This is a genomic window from Catenulispora acidiphila DSM 44928 (genome assembly GCF_000024025.1).
Taxonomy (GTDB): Bacteria; Actinomycetota; Actinomycetes; order Streptomycetales; family Catenulisporaceae; genus Catenulispora; species Catenulispora acidiphila.
The window spans coordinates 10264104-10279057 of record NC_013131.1 but is presented as its reverse complement, the minus strand read 5'-3'; the positions used below and the strand labels follow the sequence as shown (position 1 = coordinate 10279057).

General features: G+C 69.9%; 15 protein-coding genes and 1 riboswitch. Of the genes, 9 read left to right on the top strand and 6 right to left on the bottom strand.

The genetic code is table 11. The features are described from left to right. Positions 1–45 precede the first annotated feature (45 nt). The 4 genes from tuf to CACI_RS43825 form a co-directional block, all read right to left on the bottom strand. Positions 46–1242: an elongation factor Tu gene (gene tuf, locus CACI_RS43835; RefSeq protein ID WP_015797402.1), complete on the bottom strand. Its 1197-nt coding sequence runs from the start codon at positions 1240–1242 to the stop codon at positions 46–48. A gap of 162 nt (positions 1243–1404) precedes the next feature. After that, positions 1405–1545, bottom strand: coding sequence for a hypothetical protein (locus CACI_RS51865; protein WP_190276699.1), 141 nt, complete (start codon positions 1543–1545; stop codon positions 1405–1407). Between the two features lie 112 nt (positions 1546–1657). After that, positions 1658–2266 (bottom strand): TetR/AcrR family transcriptional regulator, encoded by a 609-nt coding sequence (locus CACI_RS43830; RefSeq protein WP_015797401.1) that lies wholly within the window; start codon positions 2264–2266, stop codon positions 1658–1660. Next, a complete protein-coding gene (locus CACI_RS43825; RefSeq protein ID WP_015797400.1) occupies positions 2266–3114 on the bottom strand; it encodes an oxidoreductase in 849 nt (282 codons plus the stop codon). Before CACI_RS43825 ends, CACI_RS43830 begins: the two co-directional genes overlap by 1 nt. A gap of 195 nt (positions 3115–3309) precedes the next feature. On the opposite strand from CACI_RS43825, the gene nth reads away from it, so the two are divergent. The 4 genes from nth (at position 3310) to CACI_RS43805 (ending at position 6826) form a co-directional block, all read left to right on the top strand. Beyond that, entirely contained in the window at positions 3310–4065 is a 756-nt protein-coding gene (gene nth, locus CACI_RS43820) for an endonuclease III (protein WP_015797399.1), read from the top strand. Positions 4066–4079: 14 nt separating this feature from the next. Next, positions 4080–4781 carry an NUDIX hydrolase gene (locus CACI_RS43815; protein WP_041540823.1) on the top strand — a complete coding sequence of 234 codons (702 nt, stop codon included), beginning with the start codon at positions 4080–4082 and terminating at the stop codon, positions 4779–4781. Continuing rightward, complete coding sequence (locus tag CACI_RS43810; RefSeq protein ID WP_015797397.1) at positions 4782–5963, top strand: MarP family serine protease; 1182 nt, start codon at positions 4782–4784, stop codon at positions 5961–5963. Between the two features lie 140 nt (positions 5964–6103). Continuing rightward, positions 6104–6826 carry a metal-dependent hydrolase gene (locus CACI_RS43805; RefSeq protein ID WP_015797396.1) on the top strand — a complete coding sequence of 241 codons (723 nt, stop codon included), beginning with the start codon at positions 6104–6106 and terminating at the stop codon, positions 6824–6826. A 10-nt stretch (positions 6827–6836) separates the two neighbouring features. On the opposite strand, the gene CACI_RS43800 is transcribed toward CACI_RS43805, so the two are convergent. Beyond that, positions 6837–7736 (bottom strand): alpha/beta fold hydrolase, encoded by a 900-nt coding sequence (locus tag CACI_RS43800; RefSeq protein ID WP_015797395.1) that lies wholly within the window; start codon positions 7734–7736, stop codon positions 6837–6839. 125 nt (positions 7737–7861) lie between these two features. Here CACI_RS43800 and CACI_RS43795 point away from each other — a divergent pair, with 125 nt between their 5' ends. The 5 genes from CACI_RS43795 to CACI_RS43775 all read left to right on the top strand — a co-directional run bounded on the left by CACI_RS43795 (position 7862) and on the right by CACI_RS43775 (position 13531). After that, complete coding sequence (locus CACI_RS43795; protein WP_015797394.1) at positions 7862–9121, top strand: GNAT family N-acetyltransferase; 1260 nt, start codon at positions 7862–7864, stop codon at positions 9119–9121. An 89-nt stretch (positions 9122–9210) separates the two neighbouring features. Then, positions 9211–10041 (top strand): enoyl-CoA hydratase/isomerase family protein, encoded by an 831-nt coding sequence (locus CACI_RS43790; RefSeq protein ID WP_015797393.1) that lies wholly within the window; start codon positions 9211–9213, stop codon positions 10039–10041. Positions 10042–10202: 161 nt separating this feature from the next. Then, a riboswitch (cobalamin riboswitch) is annotated at positions 10203–10263 on the top strand. 125 nt (positions 10264–10388) lie between these two features. Continuing rightward, positions 10389–11369, top strand: coding sequence for an ABC transporter substrate-binding protein (locus CACI_RS43785; RefSeq protein WP_015797392.1), 981 nt, complete (start codon positions 10389–10391; stop codon positions 11367–11369). A 9-nt stretch (positions 11370–11378) separates the two neighbouring features. After that, on the top strand, positions 11379–12740 hold the full coding sequence (locus CACI_RS43780) for a FecCD family ABC transporter permease (RefSeq protein WP_015797391.1): 1362 nt from the start codon (positions 11379–11381) through the stop codon (positions 12738–12740). Then, positions 12737–13531: an ABC transporter ATP-binding protein gene (locus CACI_RS43775; protein ID WP_015797390.1), complete on the top strand. Its 795-nt coding sequence runs from the start codon at positions 12737–12739 to the stop codon at positions 13529–13531. The genes CACI_RS43780 and CACI_RS43775 overlap by 4 nt, the downstream gene beginning before the upstream one ends. 11 nt (positions 13532–13542) lie before the next feature. On the opposite strand, the gene CACI_RS43770 is transcribed toward CACI_RS43775, so the two are convergent. Next, positions 13543–14889: an ABC transporter substrate-binding protein gene (locus CACI_RS43770; RefSeq protein WP_015797389.1), complete on the bottom strand. Its 1347-nt coding sequence runs from the start codon at positions 14887–14889 to the stop codon at positions 13543–13545. Between the last annotated feature and the right edge of the window lie 65 nt (positions 14890–14954).

The window sequence follows — 14954 nt, the reverse complement described above, 5'->3', positions numbered from 1 at the left end:
GTTGTCGCCGATCGGGCCGTCTCCTTTGTCCGCCAGTCAGTCCATCTAGTCCACCAGCTCCAGCACGGTCCCGGCGCCGACGGTCCGGCCGCCCTCGCGGATGGCGAACCCGAGGCCGGGCTCCATCGCGACGCCGTGCCCGAGCTCGACGGTCATCGTGACCCGGTCGCCGGGCAGCGCGACGCCGCCGGTGCCCAGGTCCACCGAGCCGACCACGTCGGTGGTGCGGAAGTGGAACTGCGGACGGTAGCCCGCGCCGAAGCCGGTGTGCCGGCCGCCCTCGGCGGAGGACAGCACGTACACCTCGGCGCGGAACCGGCGGTGCGGCTGGATGCTGCGCGGCGCCGCCAGCACCTGGCCGCGCCGGATCTGCTCCCGGCGCACCCCGCGCAGCAGCAGCGCCGCGTTGTCCCCGGCCTGCGCGGCCTCCATGGTCCGGCCGAAGGTCTCGATGCCGGTGACCACCGCGGTGAACGCCTCGCCGTGCCCGCTCACCTCGACCGGCGCGCCCAGCGCCAGCGTGCCGCGCTCGACCGCGCCGGTGACGACCGTGCCGCGCCCGGTGATGGTCAGCACGTTCTCCACCGGCATCAGGAACGGCGAGTCCAGGTCCCGGACCGGGTTCGGAACCGTGGTGTCCACCGCGTCCAGCAGGTCGAGGATCCGCTGGGTCCACACCGGGTCCCCCTCCAGCGCGCGCAGCCCGGAGACCCGGACCACGGCCGCCTGCTCGCCGGGGTAGCCCTGCGCGGTCAGCAGGTCCCTGATCTCCAGCTCCACCAGGTCCAACAGCTCCTCGTCGGAGACCAGGTCGGCCTTGTTCAGCGCGACGACGATGTGCGGGACGCCGACCTGCTTGGCGAGCAGGATGTGCTCCCGGGTCTGCGGCATCGCGCCGTCCTGCGCCGAGACGACCAGGATCGCCCCGTCCACCTGAGCGGCACCGGTGATCATGTTCTTCACGTAGTCGGCGTGCCCGGGCATGTCGACGTGCGCGTAGTGCCGCTGCCCGGTCTCGTACTCGACGTGCGCGATGTTGATGGTGATCCCGCGGCTGATCTCCTCCGGAGCCCGGTCGATCCGGTCGAAGGCGACGTAGTGGTTGGCCGAGCCCGCGCCGGCGGAACGCTCGGCCAGGACCTTGGTGATCGCCGCGGTCAGAGTGGTCTTCCCGTGGTCGACGTGGCCCATCGTGCCGATGTTCAGATGCGGCTTGCTCCGCGTGAACTGCTGCTTGGACATGCGTGATCCCTGAAGCTGGCGCGGGCGCGCGTCATCAGCGCGGTCCCGCGGAAAGGTCGGCTTGGCGACGGCCCACACGCGTGTCAGCCGGGACACGCGGAGCCGGAGAACCAGAAAGGGGAGCCACCCTCCCCGCTCGGTTCCCGCCAGAGGCGGGGAGGGTCAGCTTCGGACGCCGGTGAATGCGGCGGCTGCGACAGCTGCTGCGGCAGCGATTGCCGCGACGACGGTTGCCTCGACGACGGCAGCCGAAACCGGCAGGGCGAAGCCTGCTGCGGTCGGCGCGAAGGTCGTCGGGAACATGCGTTCATGATGAACGCGGATCACGGGTTTGGCTAAGGGTTTTTCAGGATCTCGCGGATCTGGCGGAGATCGGCGCTCGCTGAACGGCTGTACCGGAACCCGGTACCGGGCATCAGGACAGACCGCTGCTGATCAGCCAGATGTGTTCGCACGTATCGGAGGTGTTCTGCAGGCTTTCGCGGGACTCCTGCGAGGCGTGGTAGAAGTTCCGCTCGATCATCCAGCACAGCGCGCGAGCCATCGCAGAAGCCTGTTTCGGCTCGTCGCCGGGCTCGACTCCGGCGTGCTCCAATACGGCGGCGATCGCCTCGATGAACAGGTCGGCGGTCTGGTTCCACAGGTTGCCGATCTCCGGGACGGTCAGGGACAGGTCGATCGCCGTGCGCATGACCGGACCGTGCTCGTTCCACAGCTCGACCGTGCGCCGCATCGCCGTGGCGATGGCTTGGCGCGGCACGTCGGCCCGGGCCGTGGAACGGGACCTCTCCCAGAGGTGCTCGACGGTTCGTGCCACGAGCGCGGTGACCACTTCCTGCTTGGAGCCGAAGTAGAAGTACAGCGCTCCGCGGGTGATGCCGGCGCCCTGCGCGATGTCGCCGACGGTCACGGCGTCGTAGCCCTTGTCCGTCAGCAGGGCTTCGCAGGTGTCGAGGATGGCCCGCTCCCGCAGGTCGCCCTTGCTCTGAGCGGCGCGACGGCTCGGCGTGTGGTGGCCGCTCATCAGAGCTGTGCGCCCTCCGCGAAGTCGGTCGTGCGCGACAGCTCCTCCCAGTCGCGGATGTCCGCGTCGACGGCGGAGCGTGCCGCGCCGACCAGACGCAGCGCGTCCGAGCCGAGGACGAGATGGGACGGCGGCTTCTCGACCGAGGCGATGCGGACCACCGCTTCCCCGGCCTTGGCAGGGTTCCCGAGCTGGTTGCCGCTTGCCTGCTGGCGCGCTTCGCGGAGCGGACCGAACAGGTCGTCGTAGTCGTCGATCGTGCGATCGGTCCGGACCATGGACCGGCCGGCCCAGTCGGTGCGGAACGAGCCGGGCTCGATCGCGGTGACGCGGATCCCGAACTGTGCGACTTCCTTGCCCAGCGACTCCAGGATTCCCTCCAGCGCGAACTTGCTGCCGCAGTAGGCGGACACACCAGGGAACGCTGCGAGCCCACCCATCGAGGTGACGGCCATCAGATGCCCGCGTCGCCGCCGGCGCATGTGCGGCAGAGCGGCTTGCAGCGTGGCGACCGCGCCGAAGACGTTGACCTCGAACTGCCGCCGAACCTCATCCAGCGGGGTCTCCTCGAACGTCCCCTCCAAGCCGTAGCCGGCGTTCGCGACAACCACATCCAACGGCCCGACGTCATGCTCGACTTCATCAACCGTCCGCAAGACGGCGCCGCTGTCAGTCACATCCAGAACACGGCCGTGAGTCCGCCCGGGTTCGAGCGCCTCGAAGGCACGGAGGTCCGCCTCCGAGCGGACCGTCCCGACCACGGTGTGCCCGGCGGCCAGCGCGGCCTGCGCGAAGGCCCGTCCGAGACCGCTGCTGACCCCGGTGATGAGCCAATTCTGCTGCTTCATCGCTACTCCCATCGACGGGAGCTCGACTGCGCTCCCGTCCTGAAGTCTACACCGTGTCGATTTTTATCTTCACGATGCAGACTTCCGCGGTGACGACCCGCTCCATCAAGAGCGAAGGCGGAGTCGCCCCCGCCACCGAGCGACGCCTCGTGGTTCACACCCGTTCCTTAGGCTCACCGGCTTAAGGTGGAGTCCATGACCCGAGCCGCTGCCGATGTTTCCGACACCCGGGTGGCGAAGCCGGAGACGCACACGGCGCTGGTCAGGCGCGCCCGCAAGATCTACCGGGAACTCAGCGGCGTCTATCCGTACGCCAAGTGCGAGCTCGACTTCGAGAACCCCTACCAGCTGCTGACCGCGGTCATCCTGTCCGCCCAGTCGACTGACGTGGGCGTGAACAAGGTCACGCCGGCGTTGTTCCAGCGCTACCCGACGCCCGCCGATCTGGCCGCGGCCGATCCGGAGGAGCTCGAGGCGCTGATCAAACCCACGGGCTTCTTCCACAACAAGGCCAAGTCGCTGTTGGGCATGTCGAAGTCCGTGGTGTCCGACTTCGGCGGGCAGGTGCCGGGCCGGCTCAACGATCTGGTGAAGCTCCCCGGCGTCGGGCGCAAGACCGCCAACGTCGTGCTCGGTGACGCGTTCGGCGTTCCCGGCATCACCGTCGACACCCACTTCGGGCGCCTGGTGCGCCGCTTCGGGTGGACCGGGCTGGAGGACCCGGTCAAGGTCGAGCACGCGATCGGCGAGATGTTCCCGCGCAAGGACTGGACGCTGCTCTCGCACCGGCTCATCTATCACGGTCGGCGGGTCTGCCACGCCAAGAGGCCGGCGTGTGGCGCGTGCCCGATCGCGAAGCTGTGTCCCAGCCGGGGGATCGGGGAGCAGGATCCGGTGAAGGCGGCGGCGCTGCTCAAGTACAAGCCGGGGGAAGGCGGTCTGCCGCTGTGAGCGTTGCCCATGACATGGACATTCCGATAGCCGATCCGCTGCCCGACTGGTTGCTCCCGCTGGCTCGCGCCGCGGAGAGCGCGACAGGGCTGGGACCCCGGTTCAAGCGGCCCGCGGACCTGGACGGCGAGCCTCGGCGCTCCGCCGTGCTCATCCTGTTCGGCGAGGATCCCGCGCACGGGCCCGACGTGTTGTTCGTCGAGCGTGCCAAGACCCTGCGGCACCATCCCGGGCAGCCGGCTTTTCCCGGCGGCGCCGTGGATCCCGGCGAGGGTCCGGTGGCCACCGCGCTGCGGGAGGCGAACGAGGAGACCGACCTGGATCCGGCCGGGGTGCAGGTTTTCGGGATCCTGCCCGATCAGTACGTCTTCCCCTCGGACTTCCTGGTGACGCCGGTGCTGGGCTGGTGGCGCTCGCCGAGTCCGGTGCGGGTGCGCGATGTGCGGGAGGTCGCCTCGGTGCACCGGATCGCGGTCAGCGAGCTGGTCGATCCGGCGAACCGGCTGCGGGTCGGCAGTCCTTCGGGGACCTCGAGTCCGGCCTTCGAGGCCGGACCGTTGTTGATCTGGGGGTTCACCGCCGCGCTGCTGGACGGGGTGCTGAAGGCCGGCGGCTGGGAGCTGCCGTGGGACACCGAGCGGGTCGAGCCGCTGCCGCAGGAGGTGGTGGCGCTGGCGGTGCGCAGCCGCGCGGCGCCGGGGGGAGAAGATAAGTAGATGGACATCCTCGACATCCTGCTGCTGCTGGTCGTGGCGGCGTTCGCGGTCTCTGGGTACCGGCAGGGCTTCGTCGTGGGCGTGGTCTCCTTCGCCGGCTTCCTCGGCGGTCTGGCGCTGGGCTTCGTGATCGTCCCGACGTTCCTGGACCGGTCCTCGGCGAGCCTGCTGGCCTCGGTGATAGCGCTGTGCGCGGTGCTGGCGCTGGCGGTGGTCGGGCAGGTGCTCGGCTCGATGCTGGGCGCCAAGCTGCGCGAGGCCATCACCTGGCAGCCGGCGCAGATGGTGGACGCGGTCAGCGGTGCGGTGGTGTCGGTGATCGCGGTGCTGATGGTCGCGTGGTTCCTGGGGCTGGCGCTGTTCACGTCCTCGGTGCCGACCATCAGCGACCAGGTGCGCTCCTCCAGCATCCTCAAGGGCATGACCCAGGTGCTGCCGCAGGGCGCCAACCAGTGGTTCAGCTCGTTCTCCAACGTCCTGAACCGCAACGGCTTCCCGCAGGTGTTCGCGCCCTTCCAGGCCGAGGACCCGGCGAACGTGCCGCCGCCGGACCCGGCGCTGCTGAACAGCCCGGTGATCGCCGCCGACCGGGCCTCGATCGTGAAGATCCGCGGCCAGGCGCCCTCGTGCGGCAAGGACATCGAGGGCTCCGGATTCGTCTACGCCTCCGGCAAGGTGATGACCAACGCGCACGTGGTCGGCGGTACGCGCTCGCTGGTCGTGCGCCAGTCCAACGGCAAGCAGTACGCGGCCACCGTGGTGCTGTTCGACCCCAAGCGGGACATCGCCGTCCTGGACGTCCCCAGCCTGAAGGCGCCGCAGCTGAACTTCGACCTCGGCGGCAAGGCCAACGACTCCTCGCTGGTGGTCGGCTACCCCGAGGACGGCCCGTTCACCGTCGACGCCGCGCGCATCCGCGAGCAGATCACGGCGACCGGCGCCGACATCTACTCCAACGGCAACGTCCGCCGGCAGGTGTTCGCCCTCTACGCGCAGGTGCAGCAGGGCAACTCCGGCGGCCCGCTGCTGTCCACGGACGGCCGGGTGCTCGGCGTGGTCTTCGCCAAGTCGCTGGAGGACAAGAACACCGGCTACGCGCTGACCGCGCAGGAGGTCTCCTCCGACGCGCAGGCCGGCGCCGCGACCGACGTCCCGGTCAACACCCAGGCCTGCGCGATCTGAGCCCCCGCCCCGGTTTCGGAGCCCGCGCCGGCTCCGGGACCGGGGCGTTTCAGCCTTCTGCCGGGCCCGGCTCCGTCGCGCCTTCCTGATACGTTCTTGCCACTATCGTCAGGACAGCACAACCAGGGGGCGGATCGGGCATGCTCGGGCACTCACACGCGACCAGCGGCGGACTGGCCTGGGCGGCGGCCTCCTCGGCGCTGCCGATGAGCATCCTGGCCTACCCGGCCATGCACGGCTCCACCGCGCACATCCAGGCCAGGGACCTCATCTTCGGGACCTTCATCACCGCCGGCGCCGCGCTGCTGCCGGACATCGACCATCCGAACGGCACCATCGCGCACGCGATCGGACCGGTCACCCACAACCTGTGCAAGGTGATCGAGAAGATCAGCGGCGGGCACCGGCACGCCACGCACTCGTTCGCGTTCGTCGCCCTGGTCGCCTACGGCACCTGGGCCGGCGAGCACTACATCGGCCGCTACTTCACCCTCGGCCTGGTGTTCTTCATGCTGGCGCTGGCCGCCCGGTCGCTGAACCTGTGCCCGCCGGGAGAAGGCCTCCACGCTTACGGGCCCTGCATCCTGCTGGCCGGCGGCGGCACAGTCCTGATGGACCGGTGGATAGCCAGCGCGCCCAGCTGGCTGCCGTTCGCGATAGGCCTCGGGGCGCTGACCCACCTGGCCGGCGACTGCCTCACCGACCACGGCTGCCGGCTGTTCTGGCCGTTCACGCTGCGCACCGGGATACCGCTGATCAAGCGCACCGGCAACAAGATGGAGACCTGGTTCCTGGCGCCGGCGATGGCCGTCGGATGCGCGGTGCTGCTCTACATGAAGACGTCCGGGAAGACGCCGAGTTAGCCTTCCGGACTCAGCTCTTGAGCCAGTCGATCAGCTCGCCGTTGAAGCGCATCGGCGCCTCCTCGTGCGGGAAGTGCCCGATGCCTTCCATCATCCGCCAGCGATACGCGGCAGTGACGTAGCGTCCCGAGCCGCGGGCGACGTGCGGCAGCAGGGCACTGTCCAACTCGCCCTGCAGATGGAGCACCGGAACCCGCACCTCGGTACGCATCCGCTGCGCGTACCGCATCCCGTCGGGGCGGACCAGGGACCTGATGAGCCAGCGGTAGTACTCCAGCGAGGAGTGCGCGGCGCCGGGCACGAGCATCGCGTCGCGGTAGCGCTGCGCCACGTCCAGCTCCGGCCAGCCGGTCGCGCCCCACTCCGCGAGCAGCTGCTCGACCAGCATCGCCGCGTCGCGCGTCAGCGCCTTCTCCGGCGCCCACGGCCGCTGCGCGGACCACATGAAGCGCGCCGAGGAGATCTGCTTGGGGTCGGTCAGCAGTGCCTGGCGCAGCCGGCGCGGATGGGCCGAACCGGTGACGGCCAACCGGTTCACCGCCGCCGGTCGGAAGACCGCCGCGGTCCAGCCCAGGAACGCGCCCCAGTCGTGCCCGACGAGCGTGGCGTTGGACTGGCCCAGGGCGCGGATGACCCCGGTGACGTCCATGGTCAGGGTCAGCGGGTCGTAGCCGCGCGGGGTCTTGTCGCTGCCGCCGTAGCCGCGCAGGTCCATGGCCACGGCGTGGAAACCGGCGTCGGCCACGGCCGGGAGCTGATGGCGCCAGGACCACCAGAACTCGGGGAAGCCGTGCAGGAACAGCACCAGCGGGCCCTCGCCCATCTCGGCGACGTGGAAGCGGGCGCCGTTCGCGGTGATGTCGCGGTGCGTCCACGGGCCGGCCAGGCGGATCGGATCGGAATCCTGCATAGGGCCAGCCTCCCACGCGGGGCGTGCCGAAGGGCGCCGCGTTCACCGCTTGACGAGCGTCGCCCACCCCGCCGACGGGTGAATATTGGCTGGCTGGCGCGGTGAAGCGGTGTTAGCCATGGGGTATGAGCTCCGACGCGACACCCCACGCGGCCCATCCCGTCCGACCGATCACGGACGACGAGGTTGAGGCCTTCACCGCGCAACTCGACCTCGGCTACCACGAGAACCCGCCGCAGGAGGCCCACGACCTGTGGATGCGTCTGCTGCCGCGCGAGCGCACGATCGCCGCCTTCGACGGCGAGGAGCTGGTCGGCACCGGCGGGGAGTTCGCTTTCCGGATGACCGTGCCCGGCGGGGCGGCGGTGGACGCGGCCGGCGTCTCGGTCATCACCGTCAAGGCCACGCACCGCCGGCGCGGCATCCTCACCGCGATGATGCGCCACCAAATGGACGGCTGGCACGAACGCCGCGACGCCTCGGTGGCGGTCCTGCAGGCCTCCGAGCCCGCGATCTACGGCCGGTTCGGCTACGGCCTGGGCACCCAGCAGCTCGCCCTGACGATCCCGCGCGGCGCCGAAGCCCTCGCGGCGGTGCCCGGCAGCGAGAAGTTCCGGCTGCGGATGACGGACCCGCTCCAGGCGTACGACCGCTGCCAGGAGGTGCACGAGGCGATCCTGCTGAGCCGTCCGGGCATGCTGCCGCGCGTCGGCGACGGCTGGCGGGACGCCGCGCTGGCCGACCACGAGTTCGCGCGCGAAGGCGCCGGACCGCTGCGCTGCGTGCTCGCCGAGGACGCGAGCGGCACGACCGTGGGCTTCGCGCGCTACCGGGTCAAGGACGACCACGACATCCCGGGCCGCCCGAGCGGCAAGGTGCGGGTACAGGAGGTCTACGGCCGCGACCTCGCCTCCTACGCCGCGATGTGGCGCTTCCTGCTCGAGATCGACCTGGTCAGCGAGGTCCGGGCCGCGGTGCCGACCGACGATCCGCTGATGTTCCTGCTGGCCGACACGCGGCAGGTGGTGCCGAGGCTGGAGGACTCCATGTATGTGCGGCTCGTGGACGTGGACCGGGCACTGGCGGCACGGCGCTACGCGACCGCGGTGGATGTGGTCTTCGAAGTCTCGGACGCGTTCTGCCCGTGGAACACCGGACGGTGGCGGCTCAGCGGCGACGCCGACGGCGCCGTCTGCGAGCGGACCACGGCTCCGGCGGATCTGGTGCTGGGACCGCGCGAACTCGGCGCCGCATACCTCGGCGGCTTCTCGCTCGGCGCGCTCGGACGCGCCGGGCGCATCGAGGAGCTGCGGCCGGGGGCGCTGGCCGAGGCGTCGCGGGCGCTGGTGAGCGACGTCGCGCCCTGGCTGCCCTTCGGGTTCTGATCTGAACCCTCCGGATTCCTCCGATCTGGACCTTTGGAATCCGATCTGTACCTTTGGAATCCGATCTTTGCCTCATTACTGTGGGCGCCATGAGTGAGGTATCGGAGAAGGATTACAACGGCGTACTCCTGCGGCGGCACCCGGCGTTCGGCAACGGCGTGGTCGCGGAGATCGTGCTGAACCGCGGGGCGGCGATGAACGCGATCTCGACCGGCATGGCGGCGGCGATCCGCGACGTCGGGACGGAGCTGGCCGAGGACCCGGCGGTGCGCGCGGTCGTGGTGTCGGCGGTGCCGCCGGTGGTCGAGGGGAAGAACCACGCGTTCTGCGTCGGCGTGGACCTCAAGGAGCGCGACCGCATGACCGACGCCGAGCTGGTCGCCACCCGGCCGGCGTTCCGGCGGACCTGGGGCACGTTCGGTTCGCTGCCGATGCCGGTCGTCGCCGCGGTCTCCGGCTACGCCCTCGGCGGCGGCTGCGAGCTGGCGCTGGCCTGCGATCTCATCGTCGCCGACGACGGCGCGGTGTTCGGATTGCCGGAGGTGTCGGTCGGCGTCATCCCCGGCGGCGGCGGGACGCAGACGCTGGTGCGGCGCGTGGGCATGAACCGCGCCGCGGACCTGATCTTCACCGCGCGGCGCGTCGACGCCGACGAGGCCGACCGCTTCGGCATGATCGACCGGCGGGTCGCGGGCAGTTCGACGGCGCGCGGGGCGGCGCTGGAGCTGGCGCAGCAGATCGCGAAGAACTCGCCGATCGGCGTGCGCAACGCCAAGCACGCGCTGAAGGTCGGCGCGGATCTGCCGCTGGCCGCCGGGCTGGATGTGGAGGACGGCGCGTGGCGCGCGACGGCGTTCTCGGCGGACCGGGCCGAGGGCGTACGGGCCTTCGTGGAGAAGCGGGCGCCGATCTGGCCGTGATCGCTGCTCCGGGCAGCGCGGATTTCTGGCAGCAGGACAGAATTTTTCGGGAGTAGCGCAGATCACCAGCCGTCGCCCCATTTCGGGTTAGGCGCGGGCGCCCGCGCTTGCTAGCGTCATGGGCGACGGCGGTGTGCGCCGTCCACATCTTGTGCAGCGAAGCTGGTGAGAATCCAGCGCTGTCCCGCAACTGTGAGCTTCCCGCGAGGGGAGCGAGCCAGGTCGCCTCACGCGGTGTGTCAACGTTCGGCCCTCGCGGTTCGGGGCGGTCCGGCTGTGCGCGTGACGCCTCGGCTTGGTCGGCGGCGCGCTGCGGGGACCGCGGATCAGCCGGAGGAGCTGACTTCGTGCATTCTCGTCCGCACAGCCTGACGCGGCGCGTGGCCGTCGGCGTCGTCGCGGTATCGGCGCTGCTGGCCGCCGGGTGTTCCTCGTCGAAGTCGGCGCCGGCTCCGGCCGCCGCCACGTCGTCCACCTCGCCCGCGGCCGCGGCCTTCCCGACCACCGTCACCGCCAAGAACGGTGCCGTGAAACTGGCGGCCGAGCCCAAGAAGATCGTGTCCCTGTCGCCCTCGGCGACCGAGGACCTCTTCCAGATCGGCGCCGGCTCCCAAGTAGTCGCGGTCGACGACCAGTCGAACTTCCCGGCCAGCGCCCCCAAGACGAGCCTGTCCGGCTACAAGCCGAACGCCGAGGCGATAGCGAAGTACAACCCGGACCTCGTGGTGGTCGCCGACGACAGCGCGCAGATCGTCGAGCAGCTCGGCAAGCTGAACGTCCCGGTCCTGTGGTTCGACGCCCCGAACACCCTCGACGACGCCTACAGCCAGATCACCGCACTCGGCACCGCGACCGGCCACACCGCCGCCGCGACCACCGAGGTCTCCAGCATGAAGCAGCAGATCACCGCGGCGATAGCGGCCACGAAGAAGCCCGCCACCCCCCTGAAGTACTACTACGAGGTCGGCACCCCCGGAAACTACAGCGCCACCTCGAAGACCTTCATCGGCTCGATCCTGTCCCAGTTCGGCCTCACCAACATCGCCGACCCCGCCGACAAAACCGGCGGCGGCTACCCCCAACTCTCCGACGAGTACCTGGTCACCGCCGCACCCGACCTGATCTTCCTCGCCGACACCAAGTGCTGCCAGCAAACCCCCGCCACCACCACCGCCCGCCCCGGCTGGTCAGCCATCCCCGCAGTGAAGAACGCCCCCGCCAAGCACACCATCGTCGGCCTCGACGACGACATAGCCTCCCGCTGGGGCCCCCGCCTAGTAGGCCTGGTCCAACAAATCTCCCAGGCCGTGAACCAGGCCCAGGACTGAGCCGCACCCATGGGGCAGGCAAGCGCGGACGCGAACGCGGCGGCAGGGCAGACCGCCGCCGCGCGCGCGAATCCGAGCGCTGGTGAGGCGGCGCGCGGGTCTGAGACGCCGCCGATGCTGGCGGCTGGGGGCATTGGCGAGGCGGAAGGCAGCTTGCCCGCGAGAGCTGACCTCTCGGCTGGCGCGACCAACTCGCCAAACCTCAGCAGCGGCTTGCCCACGCACGCCGACCCCGCTGGCTCGCGTGCCGGCGCAGACCGTTTGCTGAGTGCCGGTGCGGAGTTGCTGATCGCTGGGCCTGGCGGCGTTGACCGGTCAGGCGATTCCTCGCCTCGCCGGCTTGCCCGCCCGACCATCGCTCTGCTCGTCGGCACTGTGGTGCTGCTCGCCTCCATTCTTGTCGCCAGTCTTGGTGGCGCGGCTGGGCTGCCGGTGGGGGGCACTGCCGAGGCGCTGCTGGACAAGCTTCCGTTTGTTGACCTGCATACTGGGCTTGGGCCGCTGCAGCAGAGTGTGCTGGATCAGATTCGGTTGCCTCGTGTTGTGTTGGCGACGCTTGTGGGGGCGTTGTTGGCGCAGGCGGGGGCTGCTTATCAGGGCGTCTTTCGTAATCCGCTGTCTGATTCGGGGACTATCGGGGCGTCGGCTGGTGCCGGGATGGCGGCGACGCTCGTCATCGTCTTCGGCGGTGGGCCCGAGCACACTGTTGCGGGGATCGGTGCGGTGCCGCTTGCGGCGTTCGTCGGGGCGTTGGGTGGGGTGCTCACCAGCTATGTGCTCGGCACGCTGGTGGGCCGGGGTGGTACTGCCGCGCTCATCCTCGCAGGTGTCGCGGTCAGCTCCTTCGCGGGTGCGGTGCAGGCGTTCGTGATGCAGCGGAGCACCACGGATGTGCGGCAGGTGTACTCGTGGTTGTTCGGGAGTTTCGCTGCCGCTGACTGGTCTTTGGTGCGGTTGGCGTTGCCTTATGCCGTCATCAGCGTCCTGATCGTCACCGTGCATGCGCGGCATCTCGATGTGCTCGCGCTCGGTGACGACGAGGCCGCGACCCTCGGGCTGAATCCCGTGCGGACGCGCCTGATCGTGCTGGCTGCTGCCTCGCTGGCGACCGCTACCGCGGTGGCGGTCAGCGGCATCATCGGCTTCGTCGGGCTGGTGGTGCCGCACGTCGTGCGCCGCGTCGCCGGGCCCGGGCATCGCCTGTTGCTGCCGATGAGTCTGCTGGTCGGTGGGGCGTTCCTGGTGTTGGCCGATCTGCTGGCGCGGACCGTGCTGGCGCCGGCCGAGCTGCCGATCGGGGTCGTGACCTCGTTCGTCGGGGCGCCGTTCTTCCTGGTGATCCTGCGTGCGACGCGGGAACGCGACCGGTGAGCGCGGTCAAGGCCGCCGGGGTGCGGGTGGTGCTGGACCACAAGCCGATCCTGCACGGCGTCGACCTCGCCGTGGGCTCCGGTTCCTGGCACGCGGTGCTCGGTCCGAACGGCGCGGGCAAGTCCACGCTGCTCAAGGCGATCGTCGGAATCCTTGCCTACCAAGGGGAAATCCGCGTCGGCGGCGAATCGGTCGCGAAGCTGCCCGCCAAACACCGCGCGCGCCTCATCGCCTACGTGCCGCAGCAGCCGCAGCTCCCCGGCGACATGACCGTCGCCGAATACGTCCTGCTCGGCCGTACTCCGCACCTGGGCTACCTCGGCGTCGAGTCCCGGTCCGACCGGGCCATCGCCGAGAGTGCGCTGGAGCGCCTCGACCTCGCCGGATTCGCCCACCGGAGGCTCGGCACGATGTCCGGCGGCGAACGCCAGCGCGTCGTCCTGGCCCGCGCCCTCGCGCAGCAAGCCGGCGTCCTGCTCCTCGACGAGCCGACCACCGCCCTCGACCTCGGCCACCAGCAACAGGTCCTGGACCTGGTCGACGAACTGCGCGCGACCGAGGGCCTGACCGTGATCAGCACTCTGCACGACCTCAGCCTCGCCGCGCAGTACGCCGACGAGCTCACCCTCCTCGTCGGCGGCGCCGTCGTCGCCACCGGCACGGCGCGCGAAGTGCTGACGGAGCAACGGATTTCCGAGCACTACGGAGCCCGGGTCAAAGTTCTCGATGACGGCGAAGGGCGACCGGTCATCCACCTTGTCCGCAGGACACACCAGCGCCAAGGCGAATAAGAGACCCAGCGCTAAGGCGAATAAGAGACCTGAGGCACGTCATAGCAATTCGTGTCCATATCCGGCACTCGCGTCACCCACCCGCCCTGCCCACCGTTCGCAGAGTCCTGCCATTGCGCCACGTTGAAGCACGCGTGCGTCGTCCCCGTCGGCGCCTTCACCTCGAACGCCGCCGGCGTGATGATCCCGTGCGCGTCATAAGGCTTCCCCGAATTCATGAACTTCTCGACGCACACCCGCGTCACGTCCGCCCCGCACGAAGCCACCGCGTCGGTGAGCCACTGCGCCGAGGCCCAGCCGTCGATCTCCCACTCCGACAACTTCCCCTGCCGGTCCGGGAAGTACTTCGCCATCGCGTCCCGGAACGCCTTCACCGCCGGGTTCGACACGTCCTCATAGTTCGCGTCGGAGGAGTTGGCGTACAACAGGTTCCGGCACTTCGGCGCGTCCTTGTACGTCGTGGCGACCGTGGCGTCCCAACTCTGCACCGTCGTCATCTTCGCCTTGATCGGCACCCCGGTGTCCTCGATCGCCTTGCACAGCCGGGCGTTTCCGTCCGTGTCGATGGTGTCGAAGACGACGTCCACACCCTTGTTCTTCATGTCCAGAGCGGCGGAGTCGAAGTCCGCCAAGGCGATATCCAACTGCTCCGGCACGACCGTGAACCCCTCGGCGCGCAGAGCCTGCGCCTCATAGGCGGCGTACCGCGCCGAGTCCGCCTGGTTGTACGACACGAGCCCGGCGACGTGCGCCTTCAACACGGTCTTCGCGTAATGCTCCGGCTCGGTGGAGGAATACAGCTTCCCCTGCCACCCGATGCTCTTGCCGTCGCGCGGATAGTCGCTGCCGTAGATCGAGTACAGGTGCGGGTACTGGTCGTAGGCGTTGCTGATCGGCTCGCCGCCGATGTCCGGCACGCCCTTCGCCGAGACGTAGGACGCGGCGTCGTACTGGAAGATCGAGTTTCCGGAGAAGGCGAACACCTTGTCCTGGTCGATCAGCGTGTGCGCGCAGGACACGTCGGTCCCGCCGACGCCCTCGTCATCGCAGGTCGCGATATCGATCTTCCTGCCGTTGACGCCGCCGGCGGCGTTCAGCGCTTTGAAGAACGCCTGCGCGCCGTACATCGGACCGGAGAAGGTGTCCGGGCCGAGCAGCGAGTCCACCGAGTCGATCATCCCGATCTTGATCGAGGTCGGGGTGACACCCACGTCGCTGGCCGGATTCGCGGCGGGAGCGCCGGACGTCCCAGCCGCGCCGGGGCTCTGCGAGGCGAAGGCGGAGTCCGGCAGCCGGGTCCCGCAGGCCGCGGTCGCGAGCAGGCTCAGACCCGCTCCGAGCAGGAAGATCCGCCGCATCGCCTCGCCTTCCGAAGCCCCAGCCCTCAGCCCTTAGCTCTCAGCCCTCAGCAATCAGCCAGCCC